Genomic DNA, 15,197 nt, shown 5'->3' with positions numbered 1-15,197 from the left:
AGCACAGGTCAGTGCAGGTGCTGCAACTTGTCGGGATTGCGGACGACATAGATCGCCGCAATCTTTCCGTCTTCGATATCGAGCGCCGTGGTCTGGATCTGACCATCCGATTCCAGCGAGATGAAGCCCGGCAGACCATTGATGAAGGTGGTGCGCACCAGCGTTGAACCATTGGCCCTGAAATAGCCGGCAAGCTTCTCGTGAATTTCCATAACATCGGTAAAGCCGAAAATCGGCTTCGGGAAGGCCGGGCGTTTTCCGCCGCCATCCGCATGCATATGCACGTCGGCGGCCAACATGGTGCCCAGCGCATTCATGTCGCCGCTACGCGATGCCGTGAAGAAAGCCTGCGCCAGCTCAATCCCGCGCTCTCTATCGACCTGAAAACGCGGTCGTTCTTCGCGAACATGCTTGCGCGCGCGGGTCGCGAGTTGTCGGCAGGCCGCCGCATCGCGCTGAATTGTTTTCGCTATTTCGTCGAAGTCGAGACCGAAGACATCGTGCAGCAGAAAGGCCGCGCGTTCCAGCGGTGAAAGACGCTCCAGCGCCAGCATCAACGGCAGGGTCACATCGTCGTCTTCCTCTTCCTCCTCGACCACCGGATCTGGAATCCACGGGCCGAAATAAGTTTCGCGCTGCCGCTGGCCGGATTTAAGCCGGTCGAGACAAAGCCGCGTCACCGTGCGCCGCAGGAAGGCTTCCGGCTCGCGCACCGCGCTGCGGTCGGCGTTCATCCAGCGGATGAACGCCTCCTGCACCATATCTTCCGCATCGGCGACGGAGCCGAGCATGCGATAGGCGACACGGATCAGTTTCGAACGCAGCGGATCGAAAATCTCCGCTGCATCGTCATGCGCCAGCCCCTCTGTCATCAGGCGACCGCCTCGGCAGTCTTTTGGGCCGGAGCCTTTGCCGCTGCTGGTTCAAACCAGAGGCCGAAGCCAACGGCCATGCGGTTCCAGCCGTTGATAATATTGATCATCAGCGTGAGATTCACCTGTTCCTCCTCCGTAAACTGCGCCTGCAGGGCCTTGCGCGCTTCGACAAGATCATGCCCCTGCGAGAGACGCGTCAGCGCATCCACCCAGCCAAGAGCCGCCCGTTCCCGCTCAGAATAGCATGGCGCTTCCTGCCAGGCCGAGAGCAAATAAATGCGCTGTTCGGTTTCGCCCAGCGCGCGGGCTTCAATCGTGTGCATGTTGATGCAGTTTGCACAGGCATTGTTCTGCGACGAGCGGATTTTGACCAATTCGATCAGGCTCCCTTCCAGACTGGCAGCGACGGCTTGCGAGGTGGTCATCCAGGATTTCATCAGGGCAGGAGCAGCATTGAACGGGTTCAGCGTGGCAGTCATGGTCTCGTTCCTTTCGGGTTTGATTTGATGGTTCGAAAGACATGACGAGCGAGCATCGCTGAATGTGACATGCGGGCAAAAAACTTTTGCCGATAGGCGTTATTTTCCAAGTTCTCCCATAATCCATGCCCGAAAAGCCCGGATTTTCGGCACGTTACGGCGGGATTCGGGATAGACCAACCAATAGGAACGGCCATCATCGCAGAGGAGGTCGAAAGGCTGGATCAACAGACCCGCCGCAACTTCCGCCGTGTGAAAGGCAGGGGTGAGGATACCCATACCGAGGCCCGCCGTGGCCGCCCGCCCTTCCAGATGCTGCGCGCCCAGTCGGTTCTGCGTGTTGCCCCGCAGTTGCGGATCAGGAACACCAGCGGCTTCGAACCACAGCCGCCACCAAGGATCGCTGGCATCGATGGCGGGCAGGCGCAACAGGTCGGCTGGCTCGCGCACCCCGCCAATGCTTGCCGCAAGTTTCGGGCTCAGCATGGGCGTGAACTGCGCCTTGATCAGCTCATGACTGACCAGCCCCGGCCAGTGGCCGGTGCCGGTGCGGATGGCGAGATCGACCTCGCTCTGGGTGAAATCGATCAGCTGGTCATTGGTATCGAGCCGCACCGCCAGAAGCGGGTGCTCCATCTGGAACGAACCAAGGCGCTGAACCAGCCAGTTGGCGGCGAAAGTGGCGACCGAGCTGATCGTGAGCACGCCTTCCGCATCCTCCCGCAACGTGGCGAAAGCCGTGCGCATCGTTTCAAAAGCCTCTGTAATGGACGGCGCCAGTCGCTCACCAAGCTCGGTCAGTTTCACTTGTCGCGGCATGCGCAGAAACAAGGGCGCGCCGACCCGCTCCTCCAGCATCTTGATCTGATAGCTGACGGCGGCCTGCGTCATGCCAAGCTCTTCCGCAGCCTTGGTAAAGCTTGCATGACGGGACGCGGATTCAAAGACGCGAATGTCGGATAAAGGGGGTAGCGACGACACCATGATACATAAGCCCTCCTTATGCAGGGTAATCGACGTTCAATTGGAAAACAACAGCTTTTCCGGCCATATCTATAGGCAGAATTTAACTGAACTGTCTCCCACAGTTCACAAAAGCAAAGCCGGAACCATGCAAAATATCGAGATCAATGCACCAGCCCATGCAGGCGCTTGCGCTGCGTCTGGCCCTGCCGGCAAAGCCACCACAGGCTGGTATCGTCTTTTCACCCGCCTGTTTCAGCGCAAGCCAGCGCCCTATGTCGTCAGCGAACACTCGCCCGACTATCTGCTGCGCGACCTTGGCCTCATGGAAGGGCGCACCTCCCGCCTCCCGCGCGGCGGACACAGACTGCCGGATTGGCGCTAACTCAAGCGCTGATAACGGCAAATCCCCGCGCCTTCAGGCCGCGACGATCCTCGTGCAAACTGCTGACGAGACGGTCGCGGCTGCCGCCCAGATGCGCGCTCAACAGCTTCGCCGCCTCGTCGGCGTCGCCTTCGCGCACCGCATCAAGGATCGCGTGATGCTCACGCCATGCGCGGGCAAGGGCCGCTTCGTCGCGCACTTCCAGCCAGCGCGCTCGTGACAGGCGCTGCATCGCATCACGCACGCCACGGCTCAAAAACTCATTACCCGACAGTCGCGCCAGTTCGATGTGGAAATCCATGCCGACCCGATGCCATTCCTCCCGCGAGGTTTCGGCGTCGCAACTGTCCAGCATCGCGCCAATCGGCTCGACGCCGCTGCGGTCATCAAGCGCCGCAGTCAAACGAATGGCCGCCACTTCCAGCGCCTCGCGATAGACGCCGATCTGATCGATTTCAGCAAGATTGATTGGCGAAACCGTCCAGCCGCGCCCTTCCCGACAGACCAGCCCTTCGGCTTCCAACCGCAGCAGCGCGGCGCGGATCGGCGTGCGCGAGGCGGCGAACTGCGTCTCCACCCAGCGCTCGGTCAGGCGTTCGCCCGGCCCAAGCTCAAGCCCCAGGATCATGTCGCGGAGTTGCTCTTCCACTTGCCTCATCTGTGACATTGCCGACCGGCCTCCTGGAGCGGTTCCGGTTAAAACGGAATCGTGGAACCGCTCTATCTAGTTGTTTCACGCATTATCCCACGCAAAACCGCTACGCACTGTTGCTGGAAATGCTCTCGTTCACCACACCGTGAATGCTTGTTCCTGACGGGAGTTGACAAGACGAAGCAACAGGCGCATGCATGTATTCCGTTTTGGTATCCCAAAATGGAATACAATACAATCCCATTCCCGCATCCGCATTCATTCGCAGGACATGACATGAGTACGACCCAAGCTGCCGCCAGGGACGCCGCCGCTTTAGACGGCACCACTGGCCCTTTGGCTGGCCCGAAACAGGCTGAGGAAAACCACGAGCGCTACTGGAAACAGAACCTCCTCATTTGCCTCATCGGCTCGTTCACCACGCTTGTGGCCATGTCGCTTCTGCTTCCGTTCCTGCCGCTTTATGTGGAGCAGCTTGGCGTGTCCGACCATGCGGCCATCGTGCAATGGTCCGGCATCGCCTATGGCGCAACCTTTCTCGCCGCCGCCTTCGTCGCGCCGCTCTGGGGCAAGCTTGGCGACCGCTATGGCCGCAAACTGATGCTGATCCGGGCCAGTCTCGGCATGGCCATCGCCATGTCGCTGATCGGCATGGTGACAAGCGTCTGGCAGCTGGTCGCGCTACGCCTGTTCGTCGGCATTGCGGGCGGTTATTCCTCCGGCTCAATGATCCTCGTCGCGACGCAGACCCCGAAAGACAAGACCGGCTGGGCGCTGGGCGCGCTTTCGGCGGGCATCATGGCGGGCAATCTGGCCGGACCGCTGCTCGGCGGCGCTTTGCCGCCGTTGATCGGCATTCGCGCCACTTTTTGGCTGGCGGGCGGTGTGATCTTCCTGACTTTCCTCGCCACAACTTTCCTGATCCGCGAAGAGCGCAAGCCGCCGAAACCGACCAAGGAACAGAAGGCGGAATCCATCTGGGCTGCGATCCCCGACAGAAAGCCTGTTCTGGCCATGCTGGTGACGGGCATGCTGCTGCTGTTCGCCAATATGTCGATCGAACCGATCATCACTGTCTATGTCATACAACTGATGGACGACCAGACCAAGGTTACGCTGATTTCCGGCGTCGTGATGGCGGCGGCAGCCTTGGGCAGCATCCTGTCCTCATCGCGCCTCGGACGACTGGCCGACCGCATCGGGCACAGATATGTCATCATCGGTGCGCTGGCGATTTCCGCATTGTTGCTGATCCCGCAGGCATTCGTCACACAAGCCTGGCAACTGATCGGCTTGCGCTTTCTGATGGGCCTGGCGCTGGGCGGCCTCCTGCCCTGCATCACCAGCGTCATCCGGCACAATGTGCCGGACCGGGTTGCTGGCGGCATACTCGGCTATTCGGTCTCGGCGCAATATGTTGGACAGGTCGCAGGCCCGGTGGCAGGCGGCTTTGTCGGCGGCCATTTCGGGATGCGCGCCGTCTTTCTCGGCACCTGCCTGATGATGGCGTTTGGCGCGTTTTATAACTGGATCGTGCTGCGCCGCGCTTCACAGAACTGACGCAACCAAGGGATACTGGCTGTCACTCCATCGATTCCATGATTCTGGGACATTGAATGACAGACCATATCTTCGCGCCCTTCGAAGCGCTTGCAGCTGAACTTCTGCCGCATGCGCTGGAACATGGTGAGGACGGATCGCACGACCTGTCCCACCTCGCCCGCGTCTGGAAAAATGCCTCGGCCATTCAAAGCGTGGAAGGCGGCGACGCCGAAATTCTTTGCGCAGCGGCAATTCTGCACGATTGTGTGAGTGTGGAGAAAAATTCCCCCGACCGGCACAAGGCCTCGCGCCTTGCAGCCGACAAGGCTTCCGCACTGCTGCGCAGCCTCGGGTGGGACGATGAGCGCATTGACCGCGTCGCCCATGCGGTTGAAGCGCACAGTTTTTCAGCCAATATCGAGCCCGTGACCATCGAGGCGCAGACCTTGCAGGATGCCGACAGGCTCGACGCCATTGGCGTGATCGGCGCTGCACGCTGCTTTTATATTGCTGGCCGTATGGGAAGCGCCCTTTATGACTGGCGCAACCCGAGAGCGGAAGACCGGGCGCTTGACGATAAAACCTATGCGCTCGACCATTTCCGCACCAAGCTGTTCAAGCTTGCCTCCGGTTTCAGAACGGAAACCGGAGGGCGCATGGCCGCCGAACGCCATAAGCGGCTGGAAGCCATCTATGATGATTTTCTCGCGGAAGCAGGTGCATGAGATGGATTGTGGTTATGGTCAGCCGACAATGGTGGAGTTTGAGAACCAGAGCGGAGTGTACTTAAAGGTACATGAGCACCGGAAGCGCAAAACAACGCCATTTACAGGCGGCCAGAGCAGCAATCTCAGATAGAATAGCCGCCGTCGACACTCAGCGCTGTCCCCGTGACCATCGCGGCGGAGTCGGATGCGAGCCAAAGGGCAGCTTCGGCAACATCTTCCGGCGTCGAAAAGCGATCGAGCGGGATGGTTGCTTTCAAGGCTTCACGCGCTTGCAGCGTATCGTCTTCCAGAAACAGCTTCAGCGCTTCACTGTCGCTTTCCGCCGGGCAGATGCAATTGACGCGAATATTCTTGTTGGCCAGTTCCAGCGCCATCGCCTTGGTGGCGCTGATGATCCAGCCCTTGGACGCGCTATACCAGACCAGCCCCTTGCGCGGGCGCAGCGCGGTCGCCGAAGCAGTGTTGATGATGACGCCGCCGCCCTGATGCTCCATGATCGGCACGACGATCTGCGTCGAATAATAGAGCGCCTTCATGTTGACGGCATGGATGAGATCGAAATTGTGCTCATCCACCTCGGTCAATGGCATGTTGCGATGCGTGAAACCGGCATTGTTGACCATGATGTCGATGCGCCCGAAGGCCTCGAAGGCCGCACGCGCCACGCGCTCCACATCGTCCTTGCGCGACACATCCGCCTGCACGGACAAGGCATTCTTGCCGATATGCGCCAGCTCGTCTTCCACGCGCTTCACATTGACGTCAGCCAGCACGACTTTCGCGCCTTCGGCTGCAAATCGGTGCGCCATGCCTGAACCGAAACCCGATCCGGCACCGGTGATGATTGCGACCTTATCCTGCAGCCTCTTCATGTCATTCTCCTTTGACAAAGCCGTTTCAGACTTTGTGTGCAAATCACTTGAAACACGATTGTTTGTTCCAATATGGCTTTAAGATGAACATGTCATGTGTGCATAAGCGGTTAACCCGACAAAACCGACAGGCTGCCTCCATGCGCGGTCTTATCCCGATATCTGGCCCACATTTGACGCCCAGTTCAAATTCACGAGAATGCGGCAATCGGACGGTTGAATTTAAATCGATTAAATTATAAAGATGGGCCGCGCATATGGCACCGTTGTCATAGTAGGCTATGACTGACAGACTGATTTGCGCGAACGAAAGAAGAGAGCGACAGATGACCAGCCAGACTATTCCGGTAGAGCCTTTCGACTGCATCGTTTTTGGCGGCTCGGGCGACCTAGCCGAACGCAAACTGATCCCGGCATTGTATCAGCGGCAGCGTGCAGGCCAGCTCTCCGACCCGACGCGCATTATCGGCGCTTCGCGCAGCCCTATGACCGATGAGGAATATCGGAAGTTTGCGCGCGATGCCATTCATGAGCACGTCAAGCCTGCCGAAGTCGACGAAAAGCAGGTCGAAGAATTTCTGAAGCGTGTCAGCTATGTTGCGGTCGACGCCAAGTCCGAAGAGGGCTGGGATGCGCTCAAGACCCTGATCGGCAAGAAGCCGGAAAAGATTCGCGCCTTTTACCTCGCAGTCAGCCCGACCCTGTTCGGCGATATCGCCACGCGCCTGAAGAGCCATGGCCTCATCACCCGCGACACCCGCATCATCGTTGAAAAGCCGATTGGCCGCGATCTGGATTCGGCAATGGCGCTCAACGACACGCTGGGCAGCGTGTTCCGTGAAGACCAGATTTTCCGTATCGACCACTATCTGGGCAAGGAAACGGTGCAGAACCTGATGGCGCTGCGCTTTGCCAATGCGCTTTATGAACCGCTTTGGAACTCAGCCCATATCGACCATGTGCAGATTACCGTTGCCGAAGCCGTCGGCCTTGAAGGTCGCGCCGGTTATTACAACACGGCGGGCGCTTTGCGCGACATGGTGCAGAACCATATTCTCCAGCTGCTCTGCCTTGTCGCCATGGAACCGCCTTCGTCGATTGAAGCGGACGCGGTACATGACGAAAAGGTCAAGGTGCTGCGCTCGCTCAAGCCCATCACCAATGCCAATGTCGAGGATGTGACCGTGCGTGGCCAATATCGCGCGGGCGCTTCGGCGGGCGGCGCGGTGCGCGGTTATCTCGAAGACCTCGAAAGCGACACCAGCAACACGGAAACCTTCGTGGCGTTGAAGGCCGAAATCGCCAACTGGCGTTGGGCGGGCGTGCCGTTCTATCTGCGCACAGGCAAGCGTCTGGCGACCCGCGTTTCGGAAATCGTCGTGACCTTCAAGCCAATTCCGCATTCGATCTTCGGTGAAAGTGCTGGCAAGGTCATTGCCAATCAGCTCGTCATCCGCCTGCAGCCCGATGAAGGCGTCAAGCAGTGGCTGATGATCAAGGATCCGGGCCCGGGCGGCATGCGCCTGCGTCACGTTCCGCTCGATATGAGCTTTGCCGAATCCTTCAACGAGCGCAATCCGGACGCCTATGAACGGCTGATCATGGATGTGGTTCGCGGCAATCAGACCCTGTTCATGCGTCGCGACGAAGTCGAGGCCGCATGGCGCTGGGTCGATCCGATCCTTCAGGGATGGGAGTTGAACAGTCAGCCGGTCCAGGGTTACACCGCAGGAACGTGGGGGCCATCGTCGTCCATCGCATTGATCGAACGCGACGGTCGCACCTGGCACGAAACGTTATAAAGGACCCTGAAAGGAACAGCATGACCATCGAACGGCACGATTTCACCAGCGGAACGGAACTGGCGCAAGCGCTCTCGGAGGCAATTGCAATCAAGCTGGCTGCCGCAATCGCTGAGCGGGGACAGGCGACGCTCGCCGTCTCCGGCGGCACCACGCCGCTGAGGCTGTTCGAAGTGCTGTCGCGCAAGATGATCGACTGGAACCTCGTCACGATCACCCTCGTTGACGAGCGTTTCGTGGCCACAGACAGCGATCGTTCCAACGAAAAGCTGGTCCGCGACCATCTTTTGCGCGATCATGCGGGCGTGGCCAAATTCGTCGGCCTCTATAATCCGGCGGCGACGGCCGAAACGGCGGCGCTGGCCGCGGCCAGCCGCATCGACGCATTGCGCCGTCCCTTCGACGTGGTGGTGCTTGGCATGGGTAATGACGGTCATACCGCTTCATTCTTCCCCAATGCCGACCGGCTCGATCAGGCGATCGACCCGGCAACGCGGGCGCTCGTTCTGCCAATCCATGCCGAAGGTGCTGGTGAAAAGCGCCTGACGCTGACCCTGCCACTGGTTGCAGAGGCCGACATGCTGGTGCTGCACATCGAAGGCGCGGCCAAGCAGGCGACGCTGGAAAAGGCGCTGTCCGGCGACGACGAACATGAAATGCCGGTACGGGCGGTTTTCCACCATGCCCGTACCCCCATCCAGCTTTACTGGACCAGTTAATTCTATTCAGGCCAGATTGGCACAGGTGATACCCATGCCCATGCAATCCGCTCACAAACGCATTCAGGAAATCACCGCGCGCATTCGCGAACGCTCCAAACCGACCCGCGAGGCCTATATTGGCCGCGTGCGCGAGGCGGCGTTGAAAAAACCGAACCGAACGGTTCTGGCCTGCGCCAATCTGGCTCATGGTTTTGCGGCCTGCGGGCCGCATGACAAGGCTGCGCTGACCGGCGACGAAGTGCTCAATCTGGGTATCATCACCGCCTATAACGACATGCTCTCGGCGCATCAGCCATTCGAAACCTTCCCGCAGCTGATCAAGCAGGCGGCCCGCGATGCGGGCGGCGTGGCGCAGGTGGCGGGCGGCGTACCTGCCATGTGCGATGGTGTCACCCAAGGTTTCGCGGGGATGGAACTATCGCTTTTCTCGCGTGAAGTCATTGCCATGGCAGCAGCTGTCGGCCTGTCGCACGACATGTTCGATGCCGCTGTTTATCTTGGCGTCTGCGACAAGATCGTGCCGGGCCTCATCATTGGCGCGCTGACTTTCGGGCACCTGCCTGCGGTCTTCGTTCCTGCCGGTCCGATGACCAGCGGCCTGCCCAATGACGAGAAGGCCAAGACCCGCCAGCTTTATGCCGAAGGCAAGGTCGGGCGCGCGGAACTGCTGGAATCGGAATCAAAGTCCTATCACGGTCCTGGCACCTGCACCTTCTACGGCACGGCTAATTCCAACCAGATGCTGATGGAAATCATGGGCCTGCATCTGCCGGGCGCGTCCTTCATCAACCCGGGCACGCCGCTGCGCGATGCGCTGACGCGCGAAGCCGCCAAGCGCGCGCTCGCCATCACCGCCTGCGGCAATGAATATACGCCAGTCGGCGAAATGCTGGACGAACGTTCTTTCGTCAATGGCATCATTGGCCTCAATGCCACCGGCGGTTCGACCAACCATACGATCCATCTGATCGCCATGGCGGCGGCGGCTGGCATCAAGCTGACCTGGCACGACATTTCCGAGATTTCGGACGTGGTGCCGCTGCTCGCCCGGGTCTATCCGAACGGTCTGGCCGATGTGAACCATTTCCATGCCGCAGGCGGCATGGGCTTCCTCATCCGCGAGCTTCTGGACGGCGGCATCCTTCATGAAGATGTGCGCACCGTTTGGGGCGAGGGTTTGCGTCCTTACGCCATTGAGCCGAAGCTCGGTGCCGATGGCACGGTTCTGCGCGAACCCGTCCCCGAAAAGAGCGGCGACGACAAGGTACTGGCGAAAATCCATGCGCCGTTCCAGCCAACCGGCGGCATCAAGGTTCTGACCGGCAATATCGGCAATGCCATCATCAAGGTTTCCGCTGTGAAGCCCGAGCGCCATGTGATCGAAGCGCCCGCAAAGGTGTTCAACGATCAGGCCGAGTTGCAGGCTGCCTTCAAGGCGGGCGACCTGACCGGCGATTTCATCGCGGTGGTTCGCTATCAGGGACCGAAGGCCAATGGCATGCCGGAACTGCACAAGCTGATGACCGTTCTCGGCATCTTGCAGGATCGCGGCCAGCGCGTGGCGCTTGTCACCGATGGTCGCTTGTCAGGTGCATCGGGCAAGGTGCCGTCCGCAATCCACGTCACGCCGGAAGCACTCGATGGCGGCGCAATCGGCAAAATCCGCAACGGCGATGTTGTCCGCCTGGATGCCGTCAATGGTACGCTGGAAGTTTTGATCAATCACGCGACATTCGACGCCCGACTGGAAGAACGCCCCGACCTTTCCGACAACGAACATGGCATGGGGCGTGAATTGTTCCGCGCCTTCCGGCAGATTGCCGGGCGGGCCGATGAAGGCGCTTCGGTGTTCTGAAGCAATTAAGGCAAAGCGGGTTTTGCACCGCTTTGCCTTTCAAATCGCATCAAATTGCGGGAACGAGGCGCGAAAACGCCTCTCAATTATGTCAAAAAACGGGCTTTTTTACGCCAGCACTGCGGCAGGCCGCTGTCAGCGTGTTAGCCATCAGCATGGCGATGGTCATTGGGCCGACACCGCCCGGAACCGGCGTGATTGCGCCTGCAACCTTTTCCGCATCGGCAAAATCGACATCGCCGACAAGACGGGTTTTGCCCTCGCCTTTTTCCGGCGCCGGGATGCGGTTGATGCCGACATCGATCACCGTCGCGCCGGGCTTGACCCAATCGCCCTTGACCATCTGCGGACGGCCAACGGCTGCAACCAGAATATCCGCCGTGCGTGCAATCGCCGGCAGGTCCTTGGTGCGGCTATGAGCAACCGTGACCGTTGCATTGGCGGCGAGCAGCAGATTGAACATAGGCTTGCCGACAATATTGGAGCGACCGATCACCACGGCATTGAGGCCGGAAAGATCGCGTCCGTGAACGCGCTCGATCATGATCATCGCACCGGCTGGCGTGCAGGGCACGAACGCCGTATCGACCTCGCCAGTGCCGAGCTTGCCGACATTGATGAAGTGGAAGCCATCCACGTCCTTGTCAGGCGAAATGGTCTGGATGACGCGGCCTGAATCAATGTGTTTCGGCAGCGGCAGCTGCACCAGAATGCCGTGAATCGCCGGATCGTTATTGAGGCTTTCGATCAGGTCGAGAAGCTCCTGCTCAGAGGCGGTGTCCGGCAGATCGTGCTGGATGGAATGGAAGCCGCATTCCTTGGCCTTGCGGCCCTTGGAGGCGACATAGACTTGGCTCGCCGGGTCTTCACCCACGATCACCACGGCAATACCGGGAACCACGCCGGTCGCTGCAACGAGCTTTTCGGTTTCGGTCTTCACCGTGGAAACCACATCCTCGGCGAGCTTCTTGCCATCGATCAACTGGGCCATAGCGAGCGCTTCTTTCTTTTCGAAATATCGGCTTTGCGAAATAACGGAGCGGAATGTCTGGGAGATACATCACATCCGTCGGGCATACATGCCAATAAGCGTCATGACGCCCGATGACAATTACCGAATACGCGACAAAGGCGAAAATCAGGGCAGGATTTCAGAAGTTTCAGAACCGGACGCCGCGGTTTGCGCGCACGTCGTCGATGGTGCGCTGCAATTCATCCGCTTCTGCGGCTGTATGGGCGCGATTGTTTTCGACTTCCCAGCGCTCGTTCGCTTCCCGAATGACGGCGGCAAGCCGCGTTTCGCCATAGGTCTCAAGCACGTCGTCGACTTCCGGCTCGTCCCGCTCCCGCTTTTCTGCAACGGGCGCGTGCTTGTTTCCGAACAGGCACGAAAACAGACCAAGCCAGAGGCCGCCGAGCAGTCCGGCCAGAACCGAAGTCTGCAAGGACACGCCGCGCCAGCCGTATGAATCCTTGGCGGGCGGAACAAGGCGCACCGTGGCACCCGTCGCCGACAGGGTGCTCATATCGCCTTGCGCCGCGCGCATTTGCGCATCTTCAAAAAGCGCCTGCCGCGCCGCCAGATCGCGCTGCATCGCTTGCAGACGATTGCGGTCTTCATCGCTAGCTGGAGGCGCATTCAGCCCGGTCATGGCCGATGCCGCCTTCTGCTCGTTTTCAACGGCTTTGCGCAAATCTGCCTGAATCAGACTGCGCTGATTGGCGATTTCCGTATCGATTTCAGTGGCAAGGCTTTTGGCCGCTTCGCTTTGCCCGGCTGCGCGATATTGTTCGACCAGCCGGCCCAGCGCGCCGGAACGCATATCTTCCGGCAGGCCATCCCGCAACAGGCTTTCCGCCGTCATGCTGCTCAAGCGGCCAGCCTCGGCGCCAATCCGCGCCGTTTCGGCCTTGGCCTCGGCAAAGGCCTTTTCAAGCGCCGCCTGGTCGCCGTCGCCGAAATTCCGGCTGGCGCGGAACGCTTCAACCGCCGCCTTAACCGCAGTCGCATCAGCTTCCAGAGCCTGCAATCGCTCGGGCAGACCGGCATCCGGCGCGCCCGTGCTGCCCGTCAGCTGGTCACGGAAGGCCTGTGTCACCGCATTGGCAACCGCCACTGCTGTTTCCGGCTTCGCGGCCTTCACCTCGACCGTGACGATGCCGCTATCGAGCGCCTGCGAAAATTCCAGATGCGGGCGCAGAATGGCCGCACCCGTTTGCGCGGCCTGTGCTGCGGGCGCAGCCTCGCCTTCGGCTGTGGTGAACCGGGCAAGGGTTTGCCGCAGTTGATCGAGAAGCGGCGGCGGCCCGAAATCTCGTGGCGACTGGATATGCGCCAGTTGCGCGGCGCGGTTCAGCACCGCTTCGGATGCAATCTCGCTGCGACGTTCGGAAGGGAACACCTGCATGGATGTCGATACGCGATAATGTTGTGGCTCCAGCATGGCATAACCAAGCCCAAGCAAACCGCCCAGCACGGTAAAACCCACGATGCGACCCCAGCGCAAGCGCCAACGCCTGCGCGGTTTGGCGGGCGGTGTATCAGCGGTCGGAGCGACAGCGGCGGGCGCTATTGGCATCGGCAGCTTTGGCGCTTCCTCCGGTTCAAGCCGGGACTGCAATTCGGCCCTGATCGCGCTCATGCGCTGGCGCATATCGGCGGCAGGATCATGGACCGCCGAAGGGGCAGCCGGTTCGCCGTCCAGCATTTCCTGCTTGCGGCGCAAAAGTTCCTCACGCCGCCTTCGATGCTCGCGCTCGGCCAGCAATTCCTCGGCCAGTTCGGCAGTGGTCTTGGTCGGCCCTACATCCGGTGTCCTGGCCAGAAACTCGGGAGCATAAGCCAATAAGGGGCGCGCGGCAGCAGCTTGTCCCTTGTTCTTTTGCTCAACCATCGCTTTTTCCCGATGCCTATCCAAGCCCATTGATTGGCCCCTTTGCCCGGACCATCCACCCATGATCTGCCCATATCACAGACCATGAGAATTATGGCATCCATCATGGCAAACAAACCGTTAAAATTGTAGTTTTCCATAATGATTCATATCGATGCGCAACTTGAGGAACCCTCGATGCAAACCAAAATGGAACATCCGGTCGATATGAAACGCCTTGAGGGCATCATTGAGTTCATTCAGGCAGCCGAACGCCTGAAAAGCACATTGCGTTCCGGCCATACTGCCGAGGGCCGCCCGGAAAGCACTGCCGAACACAGCTGGCGGCTCAGTCTGCTGGTCACGCTTTTCGACAAGGAACTTGGCGATTGCGACCGGCTGCGCCTACTCAAAATGTGCCTCATACATGATCTGGGCGAAGCGATTTCCGGCGATGTTCCGGCCATTCACCAAAGCGCCGACGATGGCCGCGCCGAACGGGAAAAGGCTGATCTCATCGAGCTATGCGCGCCTTTGCCCGATGATCTACGGGCGGAAACTCTCGACCTTTGGACCGACTATAATCGCGGTGCCTCCCCGGAGGCGATCTTCGCCAAGGGGTTCGACAAGATCGAGACCATGCTGCAACACAATATCGGGCTGAACCCGCCCGATTTCGATTATGCGTTCAATCTTGGCTACGGCCTCAAGCAGACCGAGCGCCACCCGCTCCTGCGCCAGTTTCGCGCCGTGGTGGATGCGCAAACCGCGCGCAATGCGGAGCGGCAGAAGTGATCAGTTCAGCGTCGCGAAATGCCGCAGCGTGAAGATGATCTGATAGAGCAAGGCGAATGTGACGAATGTCCCATGATAGCGGCGGCTATCCGTATACATGGCGATGATGCTGAACAGGATGAAGCAGACCGTCTGGATCGGATATTCGATCCCGTAGAGTTGATAGTGATCCACGCCTTTCAGCAATGTGTCGAGCACATCCACCACATGGATCAACGCCAGAATGCCGAAGAACCATTTGCGCCGTGACATGAAATAATCGCGATAGCCAGTATATTCCTCCATGCTGTCGGGAAAGAGCAGCGTGCATTGCAGGAAATAAAGCCCGGCATAAAAGATCACGAAAAGATATTTTTCGAACGTCCATAGCGGAATGGTTCTGAGGCCGAACTCGAACCACCAGAAATGCGCCACCGACAACAGCACGAAGGCGACCCAGGCCAGATGTACCGGATAGATTATCTGTTTGCCGGGATGCTGGATGAAGCGCGCAAAGCCGGTGAGCAGGCGCGATACGCACAGGCCCAGAATGATACCGATGATGATGCGAACGTGACCGAATGCCTCCGCTGGCGGAATACCTGTAGTCAAAGACGGATCCATTGGCCCCTCATTCCAACAGCAGCGCGGATAAGCAAATTATCCGCGCTTTCA

The 15,197-nt window shown here is 59.5% G+C and carries 15 protein-coding genes; 7 read left to right on the top strand and 8 right to left on the bottom strand.

What is annotated here, in order from left to right:
* Positions 1 to 8: 8 nt before the first annotated feature.
* The 3 genes from WIX40_RS06805 to WIX40_RS06795 all read right to left on the bottom strand — a co-directional run bounded on the left by WIX40_RS06805 (position 9) and on the right by WIX40_RS06795 (position 2,338).
* Positions 9 to 872 carry a sigma-70 family RNA polymerase sigma factor gene (locus WIX40_RS06805; RefSeq protein WP_339439426.1) on the bottom strand — a complete coding sequence of 288 codons (864 nt, stop codon included), beginning with the start codon at positions 870 to 872 and terminating at the stop codon, positions 9 to 11.
* Positions 872 to 1,354, bottom strand: coding sequence for a carboxymuconolactone decarboxylase family protein (locus tag WIX40_RS06800; protein WP_339439424.1), 483 nt, complete (start codon positions 1,352 to 1,354; stop codon positions 872 to 874). Before WIX40_RS06800 ends, WIX40_RS06805 begins: the two co-directional genes overlap by 1 nt.
* Positions 1,355 to 1,453: 99 nt before the next feature.
* Positions 1,454 to 2,338 carry a LysR substrate-binding domain-containing protein gene (locus tag WIX40_RS06795; RefSeq protein ID WP_339439422.1) on the bottom strand — a complete coding sequence of 295 codons (885 nt, stop codon included), beginning with the start codon at positions 2,336 to 2,338 and terminating at the stop codon, positions 1,454 to 1,456.
* 127 nt (positions 2,339 to 2,465) lie between these two features.
* Here WIX40_RS06795 and WIX40_RS06790 point away from each other — a divergent pair, with 127 nt between their 5' ends.
* A complete protein-coding gene (locus WIX40_RS06790) occupies positions 2,466 to 2,702 on the top strand; it encodes a hypothetical protein (protein ID WP_109367026.1) in 237 nt (78 codons plus the stop codon).
* A 1-nt stretch (position 2,703) separates the two neighbouring features.
* Here WIX40_RS06790 and WIX40_RS06785 read toward each other — a convergent pair whose 3' ends face one another.
* Complete coding sequence (locus WIX40_RS06785) at positions 2,704 to 3,369, bottom strand: GntR family transcriptional regulator (protein ID WP_339439419.1); 666 nt, start codon at positions 3,367 to 3,369, stop codon at positions 2,704 to 2,706.
* A 261-nt stretch (positions 3,370 to 3,630) separates the two neighbouring features.
* Here WIX40_RS06785 and WIX40_RS06780 point away from each other — a divergent pair, with 261 nt between their 5' ends.
* Both WIX40_RS06780 and WIX40_RS06775 read left to right on the top strand, forming a co-directional pair.
* Positions 3,631 to 4,914, top strand: a complete 1,284-nt coding sequence (locus tag WIX40_RS06780; protein ID WP_339439417.1) for a multidrug efflux MFS transporter — start codon at positions 3,631 to 3,633, stop codon at positions 4,912 to 4,914.
* A 56-nt stretch (positions 4,915 to 4,970) separates the two neighbouring features.
* Positions 4,971 to 5,621 carry an HD domain-containing protein gene (locus WIX40_RS06775; RefSeq protein WP_171317635.1) on the top strand — a complete coding sequence of 217 codons (651 nt, stop codon included), beginning with the start codon at positions 4,971 to 4,973 and terminating at the stop codon, positions 5,619 to 5,621.
* Between the two features lie 125 nt (positions 5,622 to 5,746).
* Here WIX40_RS06775 and WIX40_RS06770 read toward each other — a convergent pair whose 3' ends face one another.
* Positions 5,747 to 6,496, bottom strand: coding sequence for an SDR family oxidoreductase (locus tag WIX40_RS06770; RefSeq protein ID WP_339439415.1), 750 nt, complete (start codon positions 6,494 to 6,496; stop codon positions 5,747 to 5,749).
* Positions 6,497 to 6,822: 326 nt separating this feature from the next.
* Between WIX40_RS06770 and zwf the strand changes: the two genes are divergently transcribed.
* The 3 genes from zwf to edd are packed head-to-tail and all read left to right on the top strand — an operon-like array spanning position 6,823 to position 10,875.
* Positions 6,823 to 8,298 (top strand): glucose-6-phosphate dehydrogenase, encoded by a 1,476-nt coding sequence (gene zwf / locus WIX40_RS06765; protein WP_171317637.1) that lies wholly within the window; start codon positions 6,823 to 6,825, stop codon positions 8,296 to 8,298.
* A 20-nt stretch (positions 8,299 to 8,318) separates the two neighbouring features.
* A complete protein-coding gene (gene pgl / locus WIX40_RS06760; protein WP_109367021.1) occupies positions 8,319 to 9,017 on the top strand; it encodes a 6-phosphogluconolactonase in 699 nt (232 codons plus the stop codon).
* Between the two features lie 34 nt (positions 9,018 to 9,051).
* Positions 9,052 to 10,875, top strand: a complete 1,824-nt coding sequence (gene edd / locus WIX40_RS06755; protein ID WP_339439412.1) for a phosphogluconate dehydratase — start codon at positions 9,052 to 9,054, stop codon at positions 10,873 to 10,875.
* A gap of 91 nt (positions 10,876 to 10,966) precedes the next feature.
* Here edd and folD read toward each other — a convergent pair whose 3' ends face one another.
* Positions 10,967 to 11,866 (bottom strand): bifunctional methylenetetrahydrofolate dehydrogenase/methenyltetrahydrofolate cyclohydrolase FolD, encoded by a 900-nt coding sequence (gene folD, locus WIX40_RS06750; protein WP_339439410.1) that lies wholly within the window; start codon positions 11,864 to 11,866, stop codon positions 10,967 to 10,969.
* 169 nt (positions 11,867 to 12,035) lie between these two features.
* Complete coding sequence (locus WIX40_RS06745) at positions 12,036 to 13,769, bottom strand: GumC domain-containing protein (RefSeq protein ID WP_339439408.1); 1,734 nt, start codon at positions 13,767 to 13,769, stop codon at positions 12,036 to 12,038.
* A 177-nt stretch (positions 13,770 to 13,946) separates the two neighbouring features.
* Between WIX40_RS06745 and WIX40_RS06740 the strand changes: the two genes are divergently transcribed.
* Entirely contained in the window at positions 13,947 to 14,543 is a 597-nt protein-coding gene (locus WIX40_RS06740) for an HD domain-containing protein (RefSeq protein WP_339439406.1), read from the top strand.
* Here the strand turns inward: WIX40_RS06740 and WIX40_RS06735 are convergent, their stop codons facing one another.
* Positions 14,544 to 15,146 carry a hypothetical protein gene (locus tag WIX40_RS06735; RefSeq protein WP_339439404.1) on the bottom strand — a complete coding sequence of 201 codons (603 nt, stop codon included), beginning with the start codon at positions 15,144 to 15,146 and terminating at the stop codon, positions 14,544 to 14,546. It abuts the gene before it with no gap.
* Positions 15,147 to 15,197 lie beyond the last annotated feature (51 nt).

Origin of the sequence: Ochrobactrum teleogrylli (genome assembly GCF_037482325.1) — a bacterium.
GTDB lineage: Bacteria > Pseudomonadota > Alphaproteobacteria > Rhizobiales > Rhizobiaceae > Brucella > Brucella teleogrylli.
The sequence above is the reverse complement of the archived record's forward strand: the minus strand, read 5'-3'. Positions and strand labels throughout refer to the sequence as shown.

Excerpts from the sequence above, each read along its gene's own strand:
- WIX40_RS06770 (WP_339439415.1), bottom strand. The coding sequence starts at position 6,496 with ATGAAGAGGCTGCAGGATAAGGTCGCAATCATCACCGGTGCCGGATCG.
- WIX40_RS06800 (WP_339439424.1), bottom strand. The coding sequence starts at position 1,354 with ATGACTGCCACGCTGAACCCGTTCAATGCTGCTCCTGCCCTGATGAAA.
- WIX40_RS06795 (WP_339439422.1), bottom strand. The coding sequence starts at position 2,338 with ATGGTGTCGTCGCTACCCCCTTTATCCGACATTCGCGTCTTTGAATCC.
- WIX40_RS06775 (WP_171317635.1), top strand. The coding sequence starts at position 4,971 with ATGACAGACCATATCTTCGCGCCCTTCGAAGCGCTTGCAGCTGAACTT.
- WIX40_RS06790 (WP_109367026.1), top strand. The coding sequence starts at position 2,466 with ATGCAAAATATCGAGATCAATGCACCAGCCCATGCAGGCGCTTGCGCT.
- zwf (WP_171317637.1), top strand. The coding sequence starts at position 6,823 with ATGACCAGCCAGACTATTCCGGTAGAGCCTTTCGACTGCATCGTTTTT.
- WIX40_RS06745 (WP_339439408.1), bottom strand. The coding sequence starts at position 13,769 with ATGGTTGAGCAAAAGAACAAGGGACAAGCTGCTGCCGCGCGCCCCTTA.
- WIX40_RS06785 (WP_339439419.1), bottom strand. The coding sequence starts at position 3,369 with ATGTCACAGATGAGGCAAGTGGAAGAGCAACTCCGCGACATGATCCTG.
- WIX40_RS06740 (WP_339439406.1), top strand. The coding sequence starts at position 13,947 with ATGCAAACCAAAATGGAACATCCGGTCGATATGAAACGCCTTGAGGGC.
- folD (WP_339439410.1), bottom strand. The coding sequence starts at position 11,866 with ATGGCCCAGTTGATCGATGGCAAGAAGCTCGCCGAGGATGTGGTTTCC.
- edd (WP_339439412.1), top strand. The coding sequence starts at position 9,052 with ATGCCCATGCAATCCGCTCACAAACGCATTCAGGAAATCACCGCGCGC.
- pgl (WP_109367021.1), top strand. The coding sequence starts at position 8,319 with ATGACCATCGAACGGCACGATTTCACCAGCGGAACGGAACTGGCGCAA.
- WIX40_RS06735 (WP_339439404.1), bottom strand. The coding sequence starts at position 15,146 with ATGGATCCGTCTTTGACTACAGGTATTCCGCCAGCGGAGGCATTCGGT.
- WIX40_RS06780 (WP_339439417.1), top strand. The coding sequence starts at position 3,631 with ATGAGTACGACCCAAGCTGCCGCCAGGGACGCCGCCGCTTTAGACGGC.
- WIX40_RS06805 (WP_339439426.1), bottom strand. The coding sequence starts at position 872 with ATGACAGAGGGGCTGGCGCATGACGATGCAGCGGAGATTTTCGATCCG.